Here is a 14804-nt window from a genome sequence, read left to right as displayed (position 1 = left end):
TTTCTTCGTGCGGGGAGTGAGTTGTCTAGAGGACGTGGGAGAGGAAAGCTCTGGTGCGATCGTGCTGGGGGTTGTCGAACACCTGTGCAGGAGAACCCTGTTCGACGACGACACCGCCGTCCATGAACACGACGGTGTCTGCTACCTCACGGGCGAAACCCACCTCGTGGGTGACGATGACGAGCGTCGCGCCGTCGCGAGCCAATCGGCGGATGACTTCGAGCACCTCGCCGACTAGTTCCGGGTCGAGGGCCGAGGTCGGTTCGTCGAACAGAATGACTTTGGGACGCAACGCGAGTGCTCGCGCGATGGCGACACGCTGTTGCTGCCCACCGGACAGCCGGCGCGGGTAGTCGTGTGCCTTGTCTCCGACACCGACGCGCTTCAGCAGTTCGAGTGCTTCCGACTCGACCTCGGACCGGCTGCGCCTCTGCGCCGACAAGGGCGCCTCGATGACGTTCTCGAGTACGGTCAGGTGTGGGAACAAGTTGAAGTTCTGAAACACGAATCCGATCTGCGACCGTTGCCGCAGAATCTCTTTCGGCTTCAGCTCGTGCAACTTGCGGCCCTTCTGCCGATACCCGACGAGTTCGCCGTCCACTCGAATGGAACCGGCGTCGACCTTCTCGAGGTGGTTCAGTGTTCGCAGCAAGGTGGACTTGCCCGATCCCGACGGTCCGAGAATTGCCGTGACCTCGCCCGGGCGAACCGTGAGGTCCACACCCTTCAGAACCTGCAGAGCACCGTACGACTTGTGCACACCCCTCGCCTCGACAGCGAACGGTGAATGCTCGATCTCGGTCGTCATCGTGTTGCTCCCCGCGGCGACAGTGGAATGCCCGCAAGTTGCCTGCGCAGCTTCTGAATCGGTGTCGGCGGCACGTTACGCAGAGCGCCTTTCGCGTAGTGGCGTTCGACGTAGAACTGCACCACCGACAGAAGCGACGTCAGAATCACGTACCAGACGGTGGCGACCATCAGCATCGGCACCACTCGGCCGCTGCGTCCGTAGATCACCTGCACCTGGTAGAACAGCTCGGCGATGGCCATGACCGACACGATCGACGTGCCCTTGAACAGGCTGATGACCTCGTTGGCCGCGTTCGGCAAGATGCCGCGCATGGCCTGTGGCAGAACGATCTTGAAGAACTCACGTCGCTTCGGAATTCCCAGCGCTGCAGCTGCTTCGAGCTGCCCTTGATCGACGGAGATGATGCCTGCGCGGACAATTTCGGCGGAGTAGGCGGCCTGGTGCAACGCCAAACCGATGATTGCCGCGGTCGACCCGCTGATCACGCTGTTGACGTTGAACTCGAAGAACGAGGGACCGAACGGGATTCCGAGCGACAGCGTCTGATAGAGGTAGGCGATGTTGAACCAGAACAGCAGCTGCACGATCAGTGGAATGGAACGGAACGCCCAGATGTAGAACCACGAGATGATCTGCAGCACCGGGTTCTGCGACAAGCGGGCCGCCGCAAGCGCGATACCCAGGGCGAATCCGATCAGCGTTCCCCAGAACGTCAGTTGGATGGTGAGCCACAGCGCTGCCATCACGGATTTGGCCGTGAAGTACTGGGCGAACGTTGCCCAGTCCCAGCCGGCGTTGGTTGCCAATCCGTGAACGAACTGCGCAACGAGCACCAGCGTGACAATGGAGATGACCCACCGCCACGGGTGCCAGGTTCTGGCGACGATCAGATTCTCGCCGTCCAACGGTTCTGCCTTCTCGGCAGCCGGACGCGCGTCGGTAGTGGTCACTTCTGTTCTCTCCCATCGGTCCTGGCGGTAGCACCCTCACGTGCAAGCACGGGGTTGCTGCGACGTCGTCGAGCCAAGGTCTCTCGGTCGCTCTGGATGGCTAGGGAGAAAGCTACGTGTTCGTGAAGAACGGGTCGATAGTTCGAATCAGACTGATTACAAGTGGGCTTCTCACGGGGCCGGCACGGTGATCCCGCGCGCGTCCAGGATCGGGCGCACGCCTTCCGCGAAGTGATAAGCCTCTTCCAGGTGCGGATAGCCCGAGAGGATGAACTCGTCGAAACCGACGTCGTGATACTCCGCGATCAGGTTCGCGACCTCCTCGTGCGAGCCGACCAACGCCGTTCCTGCGCCACCGCGCACCAACCCCACTCCTGCCCACAAATTCGGGTAGATCTCGAGTGAGTCCTTCGAACCACCGTGCAGCGCAGCCATTCTGCGCTGACCTTCTGACTGCGACGACGAGTGCAGCTGGTGCGCGTCGGCAACCTGCCCGTCGGGTAATGCGTCGAGCAGGCGCTGCGCCACCGCCCACGCCTCCTCGGACGTGTCACGGCTGATGGTGTGCAGACGGATGCCGTAGGAAAGCTTGCGGCCCTCCTCGTCGGCCAGGGTCTGCACCCGTTCGATCTTCGCGCGAGCGTCCGCGGGCGGCTCACCCCAGGTCAGGTACGTCTGCACCCGCTTCGCCGCCACGGCGAGTGCGGGGTCGGACGACCCACCGAACCAGAACTCGGGCAACGGGTCCGGCGCTTCGGACACCCGCGCATCTGCGACCTTGAAGAACTCGCCCTCGTGATCGACCGAGCCTTCGGTCCAGATGCGGTGCACCAGATCGAGGAACTCGTCCGTGCGGGCGTACCGGCGATCGTGGTCGTTCCAGTCACCGAACCGCCGTTGCTCGACGTCGTCACCCCCCGTGACGACGTTCAGCAGGAGCCGACCTTCGGAAAACCGCTGCAAAGTCGCCGCCTGCTGAGCAGCAAGTGTGGGCGGGGTGAGGCCGGGACGAAAGGCGACCAGGAACTTGAGACGCCGTGTGCTCTGGAGCAATGCAGCGGTGGTGAGCCACGCGTCCTCGCACCAGGTTCCGGTCGGAGTCAGAACCCCTTCGTATCCGAGCCGGTCGGCCGCCTGTGCGACCTCGGTCAGGTAGCGAAGAGTGGGTCGCCGGAACCCGGCCGGCTCCACCTTCTGCCCGGAGGCGTGGGACGAGCCGACGATCGAGCGTCCGTCGCCCGCGGTGGGGAGGAACCAGAAGATGCGTGCGGTCATATGTCACTCCTCGAGAAATTAGGTGGCGGAACCGATGGCGTCGGCATATCGAGTGTCGACGAAGTCGGCGAACTCGTTTCCACCGGGGATGGATCCGCTCTCGACGAACGCGTCGTACAGCTTCTGCTCGGAATCGATCACAGCGGCGTCCAGCGCAATTGCCGGTCGCTGGCTCCGGCCCTGCGCAAGCTCGCCGGCCTTCGGATCGATGCCGACCGCCGCGGAGTAGTCGGCAGCCCACACGGCAGGGTTGTCCTTCGCCCAGGCCGACGCTTTGGCGAGGCGCACCACGAGATCCTGTAAGGCCGTGTTCTTCTTCGGGTCGTCGAGCGCCTGCTGGGATGCGATACCGAAGCCGTACCCGTTGGCCACGCCTTCCGCCGTGGTCAGCGTTTTCGCACCCGTCTGCACCTGCGTGATGGCGGTGTAGGGATCCCAGATTGCCCACGCGTCGACCTGCGCGGCCGCGAACGCAGTTCCGGCGTCCGCCGGCTGCAGGAACACCAGCTGAACGTCCTTGTCGGTCAGCCCCGCCTTCTGCAGCTGAAGCAGCACGTGGCCGTGTGCGGAACTACCCTTTCCGACGGCGATCTTCTTACCCCGCAGGTCTGCGAACGACGTCAGCGTCGAATTGGCCGGGACCAGAATCTGATCGCCACTCGCGTTGTTCGAGTATGCGGAGACGATCTTGATGCGCGCGTTGGCCGCGACTCCGAACACCGGCGGCGTATTGCCGGTGACAGCAAAATCGATCTGCCCTGCCGTTGCGGCTTCCACCTGCGGCGGACCGGATGTGAACGTGGAGAACGCAACCTGGTACGCGGTGCCGTCGAGTTGGCCCGACGCCTTCAGGAGGGCCTCGGTACCGCCCTTCTGGTCACCGACGTTCAGTGTGACGGTCGACAAGTCCTCGTTCGAGACCAACGCCGGCGCGTCGGCGGTGGCGGTGTCCTGGCCGCGCGAGACGCACCCGGTCAGAGCGGCAACGGACAGGGACAGGGCAATGAGGGCGCCGGCATAGCGGCGTGTGTTGGACACGATGGTTCTTTCCGGTTGGAGGAGCTCAGTGGACGCCGAGGGCGCCGAGCAGATGGGTACGGATCCGGGAGAAGCCCGATGTCCCGCGATCACGGGGTCGGGGGAGGTCGACTGGTACGTCCAGGGTCACGGCGCCGTAGTCGAGTACGAGGACTCGATCGGCCAGCGCTACCGCCTCGTCGACGTCGTGCGTGACCAGCAGAATGCCGAACTCGTGACGCCCCCACAGATCGAGCAGCAACGACTGCATCGTGAGTCGGGTGAGTGCGTCGAGAGCTCCGAACGGTTCGTCGAGAAGCAGTAGTTCCGGCTCGCCGACCAGCGCACGGGCCAACGATGCTCGCTGCGCCTGTCCCCCGGACAGTGTGAGCGGCCAGACATCTCGCTTGTCTCCCAGCCCGACCTCCTCCAGCGTGGCGTCGGCCGCGGACAGCGCAGCCTGTCCGGTCACTCCGGCGGTGTTGAGCCCGTAGGAGACGTTCTGGCGCACCGAGCGCCACGGAAACAGACGCGGCTCCTGAAATGCGACGGCCGGGTTGCCCTCGACCTCGCGCTCACCGGTGTGATCGGTCGATAGGCCGGCCAACACTCGCAGGATGGTCGACTTGCCGGAGCCGGAGCGTCCGACCAGTGAGACGATTTCACCCCGTCCGATTGTGAGATCGACGCCGCGCAGAACCTGATTGGTCCCGTACCACTTGTCGATATTCTGCAGTGTCGCAACGGTTTTCGTGGCCGAAGTCATCATGAACCTGCCGTGTAGCGCAGAGCGCGCTTCTCGAGGATGCGCACGATGCCATCGGTGGAGATACCCAGCAGCGCGTAGACCACGAGTCCGAAAATGATGGTGTCGACGCGAAGGAAATCGCGTGCGTTGTTGATGATGTAGCCCAGTCCCGTGTCCGCGTTGATCTGCTCGGCGACGATGAGTGAGAGCCACGCGATCGCGAGCGACTGGCGCAGACCCACGAGTAGCTGCGGCGCGATGCTCGGCAGGATGATGGTGGAGAACTTCTGGCGCCACGTGAACCCCAGCACAACAGCAGTTTCCACGAACTTGCGATCGATCTGCCGGATAGCGGAGAACGTGTTCAGGTAGAGCGGAAACGCCACACCGAGGGCGACGAGAAGGATCTTCGGTGTCTCTCCGATGCCGAACCAGAGAATGAACAGCGGAATGAGACCCAAATGGGGAAGCGCGCGCAACATCTGAAGCGGCGGGTCCACGGTCGCCTCGGCGAAACGAGACAGCCCCACCAGAGCGCCGAGCACCACCCCGATGACGCCTCCGAGCACGAGTCCCTGCACCACCCGTCCGCCGGATACCACCAGCGCGTCGGCCAACTCACCGTTGCGCAGTAGTTCCAGGCCCGCGTCTAGAATCAACGACGGTGCGGGCAGTACCCGTTCGGAAAGAACGCCAGCAGCGCTGGCGATCTGCCACAGCAGAAGGATCGCGATCGGCGACAGAACACGCAGAACGGTCCACCGGTAGCGCTGCCAGGCTGACCGGGTCGGGCTGGATTCCGGACCGGTTACCGGATGTGTCTGCGGCACAACGGGACGTGCGTCGGTAGTGGTCATCTCTCCCCCATAGGTCGGTGACGACGCTATGGGGTCGATCGCATGCGGTCGACGGTTCGAATCAGCGCGATCGAAAAGGTGTAGCCGGCCCTACGTTGATACGCGCACGGTCCAGACGTGAGGGCCGTCCTCAGCGCACGTCGACAACACGCCCACCGTGCACGACAACTCCGGAAGAGTCCCCGGAGCCGACGAGAGGAAGCGCTGCTGAGATGTAGTCGGTGATCGGATCGTCGGCCGGTGCATCCGCCACGTGGGCAAGATGAATCGCGCCGACTATCTCGGCTGCGACCACCGGCTCGAGTTTCGCTCGCCCGAGCACCACGGGGAGCGTGGGACGGTTGCCCAGCGCTTCTCGTGCCTCACCGATGGTGGCGGTGGAGCGAACGGCACGAGGTCCTTCGGCTGCAACGGGAGCAGCCACGCCGTCGAAACCGAAGCGCTGCAACCACTCCGGATCGAAGTACTTGGACACGTACGACCGCCCCGAATCCGGGAGAATCACCACCACCATCGAATCGGCTGGGAGGGTGCGCGCTACACGAAGGGCCGCCGCTACCGCTGTGCCGGACGAGCCGCCGATGAGCAAACCGTCCCTGCGTGCAACATCTCGCACCACGTCGATGGATTCCTGGTCCGAAATCCGTTCCACGGTGTCGAGCACTGTGGGGTCGTACGACGCCGGCCAGGTGTCCTCGATGGACTCGGGGTGCACGAAGTGACCTACCGACTCGATGTAGAAAGCCCGTCCGTCGCCACCGCCGTAGCTCGAGGTCTCAGGGTCGGCGCCGATCACCCGAACCTGTCCTGCGGACGCCTCCTTCAGGAATCGTCCTGCGCCGGTGACAGTTCCACCGGTACCGATCCCGGCGACGAAGTGCGTTATTCGCCCGCCGGTCTGCTGCCAGATCTCAGGACCGGTCGTGCGGTAGTGCGCGTCGGGGTTGGCAGGGTTGTCGTACTGCCCTGCGAGCCACCCGCCCGGTGTCTCGGCGGCGATGCGGGCGGCCAGGTTGCGAACGTGCTCCGGATGCTGGGTGGGCCTCGCGCCCGAGACCACCCGCACATCGGCGCCGTGCGCACGCAGGGTCGCAATCTTCTCCGTGCTGGTCTTGTCGGGGACCACCACGATGCTGTGGTAGCCGCGCGACGCTGCAACCATCGTCAAACCGATGCCGGTGTTGCCCGACGTACCCTCGACGACCGTTCCGCCGGTTCTCAGCGAACCGTCGCGCTCGGCGGCGTCGATCATCGACACAGCAGCCCGGTCCTTCACGCTACCACCGGGATTGAGAAATTCGAGCTTGGCGTACACGGCGGCGTCGATTCCCTGAGCGACTCTGCGTAACCGGACCAGCGGGGTGTGGCCGATGGCGTCCGCGACCGACTCGTACACGTTCCCCATCTCCGTCATGACCCCGGTGTCCGCACCAGCGTCAGCACGGACCGTTTGCGCAGCACGAAGCCCAGCGACTCGTACATCGCGATCGCCGAGTAGTTGTCAGCCCGTGCGTGCAGGAACGGGATCTCGCCGCGCTCACGGATGCCGTGCCCGACGGCCCGCACCAACCGGGCGCTGAGACCGCGGCGCCGATAGTCGGGATCGGTACATACAGCGCTTATCTCGGTCCACCCCTGCGGGTGCATCCGCTCGCCGGCAAGCGACACGAGTGCGTCTCCGTCGAACAATCCCAGATAAGTACCCATCTCGATTGTTCGGGGACGAAAGGGCCCGGGTTTGGTTCGCTCGACCAGATCGAGAACGGCCGGCACGTGCTCGGGACCGAGAACCACGGTCTCCGAATCCTGTTCGACCTCGAGCGCCGACCCGTCCAGTTGCACCGAGTCGAACGCCCCAACTGTGTCCCAGCCGGGCGGCGGCGCAAAGGCGCCGCGGAGCGCCACCTCGGTAGACGGGCCGACGAGACTCGCCAGATCGGCGAAATCCTGCGCGGCCGGATCGGGCGGGTGACCGACGAAACCGGCGACCTCGGAGTCGTAGCGAGCTATCTGCCCCGACCAGGTTGCGAACTTGGCATGTGCGCCCCGCAGTGACGACCGCACAGGGTCGTCGAGTGGATGCACGGAAATCTCCGTCGTCATACGATCAAGCCTCCCGGGCGGCGCTGTTCACCACAAATCGATTGCGCTGCAACAGATCCAGTCGTCCGAGTCCAGAGTTTTACTCGAGCTGATTCGAACTCCGAGGTAGTAACAACCACGACGATCCGAAGTCTGTCCAGAACTGGCCGCGCGCAGGAGACTAGTCCCCATGAACAATCACGACACACCCTCCCCCTCCTCGTCCCGAACGGATATCGACGTCGCCATCGGCGTTCTCATCGGTTTGTACGGTTACAGCAGGGAGCACGCGTTCGAAGTACTTGCCCGGCGCGCACGCACTCAGAACGTCGGCTTGCTGCGCGCGTCGCGCACCGTGGTCGAGTCTGCACAATATCCGACTGTCCACATCGCGGTCGCGGACGTCGCGTGACCGGTTTCGATCACGGCGATCCAAAATGTGTTGCTGTGCAACTACGTGCGAGATGTTGTTCCTGTCACCGTTTCGCCCGGTGACAGTTCGTCAGAACAGATGCGAATGTGGCTGAGCGGCGAGGCAGCGGCCTGCAAAGCCGTCCACACGGGTTCGACTCCCGTCATTCGCTCGCATCGAAGATCTTCTCGAAGCAATTGGAGAAGGGCATGGACTCGTATGGCGGGAAAATCGGGATCCGCGTGTACCCACTCTTCTCGTATAGCCGAACGGCATCGGGCTGGCGATCCCCGGTCTGCAGAATGATCCGCGGTAAGCCCGCGTCACGAGCCGAGTTCTCAGCAGCGTACAGAATCTCTTGCGACACACCGGTTCCGCGGGCAGCGGGCCGGACGAACATCCTCTTGAGTTCCAAGTCGTCGCCGTTCCACCGCACAGCGGCGTGGCCCACGGGCTCTCCCGCCGCGTAGACCACGAACGTCCTCGCCACGGTATCGGGCGCAACCGCATTGGCTTTCGTGCGTGCCATGTCGGCCTCGCGGTCGGCGTACCGGGGCCCGACCTCGGCCGCCATCTCCGCTCGCAACTGCGCCGCGTCCGGGTGGTCCCAGGGGACCTCGCGCACGTCGAGAGCGGTCATGAATTCCTCACGACGCGAAATCCTATGTGCCCACTGGACGTGTCGTCACCGACCCCCGACCGGGCCGAGGTCCGGTACCGCCGGCAGTAGCTGGCGTGGCACATGTGCGAGCCCCCTCGGATGACGCCTCGCGGATCCCGTCGTGCTGCATCGAAGGTTCCGGTCGTCCATTCCCACACGTTCCCGGTGCAGTTGTAGAGCCCGAAGTCGTTGGGGGCGTGGGACACCGCGGGTTCGGTCAGCACAACGTCGGTTCTGAAACCTGGAAATTCGCCCGCCCACGTGTTCATGCGCGTCAGGTCTTCCTCGGCGCCCCACGGAAACGGCTGCTGCTCGAGACCGCCGCGGGCAGCGAACTCCCACTGTTCCTCGGTAGGCAGAGTCGTCCCCGACCATGCGCAGAACGCCCAAGCGTCACGTCGCGAGACGTGCGTAACCGGGTGATCAGGCACATCGCGACGTGCGTCAAGCTCGGAATCCGGACCCGACGGCCTACGCCACGATGCACCCCGGACCACCCGCCACCACGGCGTCGACGTGACTGCGGGGGAGGCGTCGGCCACGGGAAGGGCCGCCGCGGCCACCAGCGAGTCGCCGAACGATTCCGCATCGGTGACGTACCCGGTGGCGCGCGCGAAGGCGTCGAACTCCGCCACAGTGACGGTGGCGACCGAGATGTCGAATGCTCCGACGAACGCAGCGCGAACCGGACCCTCGAGATCGGTCGGGTAGGCATACGCGTCGTCGCTGCCCATGAGGAAGGTGCCGCCCGTCAGCGTGACGAAGGGTGGGGCCGACCCGCCGGCAGAGACCGAGCGAGCGCGTGCGCCTCGCGCGTCACGCGAAGGGGAGCAGCATCCGGCCATCACCACATGATCGCATGTGGTACTCAGTGACCATGGCGAAAGACAATGTGCTACTGATTCACTGGCACGACCTGGGGCGTCATCTGGGCGCATACGGTCACTCGTCCGTGTCGAGCCCGAGGCTCGACACGTTGGCGGCCGAGGGGGTCCTCTTCACCCGCGCGCACGCAACGGCTCCGCTGTGCTCCCCCTCGCGTGGGTCGATCTTCACCGGCCGCTACCCACAGAGCAACGGCCTCGTCGGGTTGGCGCACCACGGGTGGGAATACCGACCCGACGTGGAGACGCTCCCCGCCATATTGTCTCGATCCGGTTGGTACACTGCGCTTTTCGGCATGCAGCACGAGACGTCATTTCCATCGCGGCTCGGTTTCGACGAGTTCGACGTATCCAACTCGTACTGCGAGTACGTGGTCGAGAAGTCGCAGGCGTGGCTTCGTACGGAGCAATCGAGGCCGTTCCTGTTGACGGCCGGGTTCTTCGAGACGCACCGCCCCTATCCCCGCGCGCGCTACACACCTGACGACACCGACATCGTCGACGTTCCCGACTACCTGCCGGACACCCCCGAGGTGCGGGCGGACCTCGCCGAGTTCCACGGGTCGGTGACTGTCGCGGACGCGGCAGTCGGCCGACTGCTCGACACCCTTGCCGAGCAGGGTCTCGACGAGTCGACATGGGTGGTGTTCTTCACCGACCACGGGCCGGCCTTCCCGAGAGCCAAGTCGACGCTCTACGAACCGGGTACCGGCATCGCGTTGATCGTCCGGCCGCCAACCGGCCGTTCGGTGTCCACTTCGCGCTACGACGAGTTGTTCAGCGGTGTAGACATCGTGCCCACAGTGCTCGAGCTCCTCGGCGTTCCGGTGCCGGACGAGGTGCAGGGCATCTCGCACGCATCCCAATTGACCATCGGCGGTGATCCTGCGCGGCAACAGGTCTTCACGTCGAAGACGTACCACGATTCGTTCGATCCCATCCGAGCCGTCCGGACCAAGGAATTCAGCTACATCGAGAACTATGCCGATCGGCCCGAACTCGATCTTCCGTGGGACATCGAGGAGAGCCCGTCGGGTCAGGCGGTCGTCGACTCGGTCGGCGGGCCTCGGGCAAGGCGTGAGCTCTACGACCTGACTGCAGACCCGAGCGAGACCGTGAATCTGCACGACGACCCCGAATTTGCCTCCGTCGCTGCAGATCTCGCCATGCGGCTGCATACCTGGCGCGAGTTCACGCGCGACGTGATTCCGTCCGAGTTCGTCGGTGAACGCATTTCGGAGCGCTACACCCACGACTACGCGGCCATCAAAGGTCTGAAACTACCGTCTCGATCCGCCATCAGCTCCGAACGTGGAATCGCCGACGACCACGAACCCTGATACACACCCTGCCTGATTCGGCAATGGTTTCACTCACCGTGCATGAAAACTGCTGGTGCGCGCCCCACTTCGGCTGCCGTTAGTATCTGCGACCATGAGCGATCAACCGCGTTCGTATCTGGTTCTGGCGTCGCAACGCAGCGGCAGCACGTTGTTGGTGGAGTCGCTTCGGGCCACCGGCCAGGCCGGTGAACCGCAGGAGTTCTTCCAGTACCTCCCATCGACATCGAGGCCGCCGCAGCCGAGGCAATGGTTCGAGGGTGTCACCGACGACTCCATTCTGCGCCTGCTCGCACCGCTCGAGGCAGGAACACCGTCCACCGAGACCAGCGAGCAGTGGCGAGACCGCATCCTGCGTGAGGGCAGAAGCTCCAACCGTGTGTGGGGCGGCAAGCTCATGTGGAACCAAACTCCTCTGGTGCTCGACCGCGCGCGCGGCCTTCCCACGCGCTCCGGCGACGACCTGCTCTCCGCACTCCACGACGTCGTCGGTGACGTCACATTCGTGCACGTCTACCGCAGCGACGTGGTGGCGCAGGCAGTGTCGATGTGGCGCGCGGTGCAGACGCAGGTGTGGCGCGGCAAGGGCGATCCGGACAAGGATGCGGCAGCGCAATATCACGCCGGCGGGATCGCACACCTGCTCACCATCCTCGAGGACCAGGAGGCCCACTGGCGACAGTGGTTCGCCGACAACGACATCGAACCGGTGGAAGTCGATTTCGCCGACCTCGCCGCGGACACCACCGGTGTCACGGCGCGCGTACTCACGGCGCTCGGACTAGACCCCGGTCTCGCCCCACCACCGGCACTCCAGCGACAGGGCAACGCCCGGTCCGACGACTGGATCACCCGCTTCAAGAAGGAAGGGGTGAATGCATGACCGCCACCACTGTCACCCAGCCAGCTGTCACCCATGTCGACGAACTACGCGCTCTCGAAGCCGAATCCGTCCACATCATCCGCGAAGTCGTCGCCGAACTCGAACGACCCGTCCTGCTCTTCTCGGCGGGCAAGGACTCCATCGTCCTCCTCCGCTTGGCAGAGAAAGCGTTCCGGCCCTCCCCAATCCCCTTCCCCGTCATGCACGTCGACACCGGACACAACTTCCCCGAAGTCATCGAATTCCGCGACCGCCGCCTCGCCGCCGGCGGACACCGCCTCATCGTCGCCTCCGTCCAAGACGCCATCGACACCGGACGCGTCACCGAAATCGGCGGACCCAGCGGATCACGCAACCGACAACAAACCCGCACCCTCCTCGACGCCCTCGAAGCCGGAAAATTCGACGCCGCATTCGGCGGAGCCCGCCGCGACGAAGAACGCGCCCGCGCCAAAGAACGCGTCCTGTCCTTCCGCGACGAATTCGGCCAATGGGACCCCCGCGCCCAACGCCCCGAACCCTGGTCCCTCTACAACGGACGCATCAAACGCGGCGAACAAGTGCGCGTGTTCCCCCTGAGCAACTGGACCGAACTCGACATCTGGCGCTACATCGAACTCGAACACCTCGAACTACCCTCCATCTACTACGCCCACGAACGCGAAGTCTTCGAACGCGACGGCATCCTGCTCGCCACCTCCGAATTCACCGAAGCCACCGACACCGAACAGGCCCGCGTGGAAATGGTCCGCTACCGCACCGTCGGCGACCTCACCATCACCGGAGCCGTCCGATCTCACGCCACCGAAATCAGCGGCGTCATCGACGAAATCAGCGCCGCCACCGTCTCCGAACGCGGCGAAACCCGCGCCGACGACCGCACATCCACAGCCGCCATGGAAGACCGCAAACGCGAGGGATACTTCTGATGACTACCGGTAACGAGACCCCGCGGCAGCTCCTTCGAATGGCCACCGCCGGATCGGTCGACGACGGGAAAAGTACCCTGATCGGTCGCTTGATGTTCGACACCGACAGCCTCCCGCTCGACCACCTCCAGGCCGTGACGAAAGCAGACGGCCTACCCGACCTTGCCGCCCTGTCCGACGGATTGCGCGCCGAGCAGGAACAAGGCATCACTATCGACGTGGCCTACCGCTTCTTCTCGACCGCCAAGCGCAGCTACATCCTGGCCGATACGCCGGGGCACGAGCGCTACACCCGCAACATGTTCACCGGTGCCTCCAACGCGCATGTCGCGGTGCTGCTCGTGGACGCACGCGCCGGCGTACTCCGCCAAACTCGCCGTCACGCGCGCATTTCCAGCCTGCTCGGGGTCAAGCATCTCGTGGCCGCGGTCAACAAGATCGACCTGATCGACTACTCCGAATCGCGATTCAGGGAAGTGGAAACAGAGCTCCAGCAGTTGGCCACACGACTCGGCGCCGCGGAACTCACCGTCGTCCCGCTCGCCGCGAAGGACGGCGACAACGTCGTGCATCGTTCCGCAAACACACCGTGGTACTCCGGGCCGACGCTGCTCGAGTACCTCGAATCGGTCGAACTGACCGCTCCCGCAGCGGAACCCGCCGAGCTGCGTCTTCCGATTCAATGGGTGTCACGACCGAACGAGCTCGAGCGCCGGCGCTACACCGGCCGTCTGTCTGCAGGCACCCTGTCCGTCGGCGACGCGGTGACCGTGCTTCCGTCCGGATCCACCAGTACCGTCACCGAAATCGACACCCTCGACGAAGCCCGAACCGTTGCGGTTGCGCCGCTGTCGATTTCGATTTCTCTGGCCGACGACATCGACATCGGTCGAGGCGACGTCATCGTGAGTGCGGTGGACGGCGCGCACGTGCCGGTACTCGCCAGAGAGATCGACGCAACCGTGTGCTGGTTCGGGGAAACTCCGCTGCGCGCGGGTGACCGCGTCTCGCTCAAGCACACCGCATCGACGGTCCGCGCGACCGTGCAGGCGCTCGACACGAAGCTGGACCCGGAGACTCTCGACGAGCAGGATTCCCCGGTCGAGTTGGCGCTCAACGATATCGGGTCGGTCACACTCCGCACGTCGTCTGTGGTCGTCGCCGATCCGTACCTCGGCAATCGCGACGCGGGATCGTTCATCCTCATCGACGAAACGACGAACGACACCGTCGGGGCGGGAACCATCACCGTTGCCCGTGAGGTCAAACCCGGCGTGCAGACACGCAACGACATCAAATGGCATCCGTCTGCGCTGGACCGTGGTCAGCGGTGGGCGTCGACCGGTCAACGCGGTGCCACCGTCTGGTTCACCGGATTGCCGGCGTCGGGGAAGTCCACGGTGGCAGTCGCGTTGGAGCGGGCACTGGTCGAATCGGGCCGCACCGCGTACCTCCTCGACGGGGACAACGTGCGGCACGGACTGTCCGACGACCTCGGGTTCAGCCCGGGCGACCGCGCCGAGAACGTCCGGCGCGTCGGACATCTCACCCGACTGCTCGCCGACGCCGGCGTGGTGGCCATTGCCTCGCTGGTGTCGCCCCTGCGATCCGATCGTGAGATCGCGCGGGCACTCAACGACGCGGCGGATCTACGGTTCATCGAGGTGGCGGTGACGACGCCACTGCAGGAATGCGAGCGGCGCGACCCGAAGGGCCTCTACGCCCGCGCACGCGCGGGAGAACTGAAGGGACTCACCGGAGTCGACGCCCCTTACGAGACTCCCGACGACCCGGACCTGTCGATCGACACCACCGGCGCGGACATCGACGATCTGGTTCGGCAGGTCCTCGAGGTGCTGGGGAACTGACGTGATCCCATCGCTCAGCTGATCAGCTGCTCGCCCTTCGACCAGTCGTAGCTACGTTCGCCGGTTCTTGACCCCCGATGTCCACTC

15 protein-coding genes, 1 tRNA gene and 1 riboswitch are annotated in these 14804 nt (G+C 64.7%); of the genes, 6 read left to right on the top strand and 10 right to left on the bottom strand.

The genetic code is table 11. From position 1 onward, the window contains the following. Nucleotides 1-25 precede the first annotated feature (25 nt). From IEW02_RS02470 to IEW02_RS02435, 8 genes are all read right to left on the bottom strand, one after another. A complete protein-coding gene (locus IEW02_RS02470; protein ID WP_188543104.1) occupies nt 26-808 on the bottom strand; it encodes an amino acid ABC transporter ATP-binding protein in 783 nt (260 codons plus the stop codon). Next, on the bottom strand, nt 805-1761 hold the full coding sequence (locus tag IEW02_RS02465; protein ID WP_371829902.1) for an amino acid ABC transporter permease: 957 nt from the start codon (nt 1759-1761) through the stop codon (nt 805-807). Before IEW02_RS02465 ends, IEW02_RS02470 begins: the two co-directional genes overlap by 4 nt. A gap of 9 nt (nt 1762-1770) precedes the next feature. After that, nucleotides 1771-1864, bottom strand: a riboswitch (SAM riboswitch). Nucleotides 1865-1932: 68 nt separating this feature from the next. Continuing rightward, entirely contained in the window at nt 1933-3036 is a 1104-nt protein-coding gene (locus tag IEW02_RS02460; RefSeq protein WP_188543103.1) for an LLM class flavin-dependent oxidoreductase, read from the bottom strand. 18 nt (nt 3037-3054) lie between these two features. Continuing rightward, nucleotides 3055-4074 (bottom strand): ABC transporter substrate-binding protein, encoded by a 1020-nt coding sequence (locus IEW02_RS02455; RefSeq protein ID WP_188543102.1) that lies wholly within the window; start codon nt 4072-4074, stop codon nt 3055-3057. A gap of 25 nt (nt 4075-4099) precedes the next feature. After that, on the bottom strand, nt 4100-4822 hold the full coding sequence (locus IEW02_RS02450; protein WP_188543101.1) for an ABC transporter ATP-binding protein: 723 nt from the start codon (nt 4820-4822) through the stop codon (nt 4100-4102). Continuing rightward, entirely contained in the window at nt 4819-5658 is an 840-nt protein-coding gene (locus IEW02_RS02445; protein ID WP_188543100.1) for an ABC transporter permease, read from the bottom strand. The genes IEW02_RS02450 and IEW02_RS02445 overlap by 4 nt, the downstream gene beginning before the upstream one ends. A gap of 130 nt (nt 5659-5788) precedes the next feature. Further along, nucleotides 5789-7072, bottom strand: a complete 1284-nt coding sequence (locus IEW02_RS02440) for a PLP-dependent cysteine synthase family protein (RefSeq protein WP_188543099.1) — start codon at nt 7070-7072, stop codon at nt 5789-5791. Next, nucleotides 7069-7761, bottom strand: coding sequence for a GNAT family N-acetyltransferase (locus tag IEW02_RS02435; protein ID WP_188543098.1), 693 nt, complete (start codon nt 7759-7761; stop codon nt 7069-7071). The genes IEW02_RS02440 and IEW02_RS02435 overlap by 4 nt, the downstream gene beginning before the upstream one ends. A 169-nt stretch (nt 7762-7930) precedes the next feature. Here IEW02_RS02435 and IEW02_RS02430 point away from each other — a divergent pair, with 169 nt between their 5' ends. Next, complete coding sequence (locus IEW02_RS02430; protein WP_188543097.1) at nt 7931-8152, top strand: ANTAR domain-containing protein; 222 nt, start codon at nt 7931-7933, stop codon at nt 8150-8152. Between the two features lie 101 nt (nt 8153-8253). Then, a tRNA-Cys gene (locus tag IEW02_RS02425) sits at nt 8254-8324 on the top strand. Here the strand turns inward: IEW02_RS02425 and IEW02_RS02420 are convergent. Beyond that, nucleotides 8316-8792 (bottom strand): GNAT family N-acetyltransferase, encoded by a 477-nt coding sequence (locus IEW02_RS02420; protein WP_188543096.1) that lies wholly within the window; start codon nt 8790-8792, stop codon nt 8316-8318. The two genes, IEW02_RS02425 and IEW02_RS02420, sit on opposite strands and share 9 nt — an antisense overlap. Then, the gene (locus IEW02_RS02415) at nt 8789-9658 is read right to left on the bottom strand and encodes an SUMF1/EgtB/PvdO family nonheme iron enzyme (protein ID WP_188543095.1); all 870 of its coding nucleotides are present in this window, start codon (nt 9656-9658) and stop codon (nt 8789-8791) included. The genes IEW02_RS02420 and IEW02_RS02415 overlap by 4 nt, the downstream gene beginning before the upstream one ends. Before the next feature lie 32 nt (nt 9659-9690). On the opposite strand from IEW02_RS02415, the gene IEW02_RS02410 reads away from it, so the two are divergent. From IEW02_RS02410 to cysC, 4 genes are all read left to right on the top strand, one after another. Next, nucleotides 9691-11037 (top strand): sulfatase family protein, encoded by a 1347-nt coding sequence (locus tag IEW02_RS02410; protein WP_188543094.1) that lies wholly within the window; start codon nt 9691-9693, stop codon nt 11035-11037. A 94-nt stretch (nt 11038-11131) separates the two neighbouring features. Next, entirely contained in the window at nt 11132-11920 is a 789-nt protein-coding gene (gene stf0, locus IEW02_RS02405; RefSeq protein WP_188543093.1) for a trehalose 2-sulfotransferase, read from the top strand. Beyond that, nucleotides 11917-12849 carry a sulfate adenylyltransferase subunit CysD gene (gene cysD / locus IEW02_RS02400; RefSeq protein WP_188543092.1) on the top strand — a complete coding sequence of 311 codons (933 nt, stop codon included), beginning with the start codon at nt 11917-11919 and terminating at the stop codon, nt 12847-12849. Before stf0 ends, cysD begins: the two co-directional genes overlap by 4 nt. After that, a complete protein-coding gene (gene cysC / locus IEW02_RS02395) occupies nt 12849-14717 on the top strand; it encodes an adenylyl-sulfate kinase (RefSeq protein ID WP_188543091.1) in 1869 nt (622 codons plus the stop codon). Before cysD ends, cysC begins: the two co-directional genes overlap by 1 nt. Nucleotides 14718-14804 lie beyond the last annotated feature (87 nt).

The organism is Rhodococcoides trifolii (genome assembly GCF_014635345.1).
In the GTDB taxonomy this organism is placed as follows: Bacteria; Actinomycetota; Actinomycetes; order Mycobacteriales; family Mycobacteriaceae; genus Rhodococcoides; species Rhodococcoides trifolii.
Note: the sequence above shows the minus strand (reverse complement) of the source record. Positions and strands in the feature narration are given on the sequence as shown.

Coding starts and splice junctions, on each gene's coding strand:
- IEW02_RS02470 (WP_188543104.1), bottom strand. CDS start 808: ATGACGACCGAGATCGAGCATTCACCGTTCGCTGTCGAGGCGAGGGGT.
- IEW02_RS02460 (WP_188543103.1), bottom strand. CDS start 3,036: ATGACCGCACGCATCTTCTGGTTCCTCCCCACCGCGGGCGACGGACGC.
- IEW02_RS02450 (WP_188543101.1), bottom strand. CDS start 4,822: ATGATGACTTCGGCCACGAAAACCGTTGCGACACTGCAGAATATCGAC.
- IEW02_RS02445 (WP_188543100.1), bottom strand. CDS start 5,658: ATGACCACTACCGACGCACGTCCCGTTGTGCCGCAGACACATCCGGTA.
- IEW02_RS02440 (WP_188543099.1), bottom strand. CDS start 7,072: ATGACGGAGATGGGGAACGTGTACGAGTCGGTCGCGGACGCCATCGGC.
- IEW02_RS02435 (WP_188543098.1), bottom strand. CDS start 7,761: ATGACGACGGAGATTTCCGTGCATCCACTCGACGACCCTGTGCGGTCG.
- IEW02_RS02430 (WP_188543097.1), top strand. CDS start 7,931: ATGAACAATCACGACACACCCTCCCCCTCCTCGTCCCGAACGGATATC.
- IEW02_RS02420 (WP_188543096.1), bottom strand. CDS start 8,792: ATGACCGCTCTCGACGTGCGCGAGGTCCCCTGGGACCACCCGGACGCG.
- IEW02_RS02415 (WP_188543095.1), bottom strand. CDS start 9,658: ATGGCCGGATGCTGCTCCCCTTCGCGTGACGCGCGAGGCGCACGCGCT.
- IEW02_RS02410 (WP_188543094.1), top strand. CDS start 9,691: ATGGCGAAAGACAATGTGCTACTGATTCACTGGCACGACCTGGGGCGT.
- stf0 (WP_188543093.1), top strand. CDS start 11,132: ATGAGCGATCAACCGCGTTCGTATCTGGTTCTGGCGTCGCAACGCAGC.
- cysD (WP_188543092.1), top strand. CDS start 11,917: ATGACCGCCACCACTGTCACCCAGCCAGCTGTCACCCATGTCGACGAA.
- cysC (WP_188543091.1), top strand. CDS start 12,849: ATGACTACCGGTAACGAGACCCCGCGGCAGCTCCTTCGAATGGCCACC.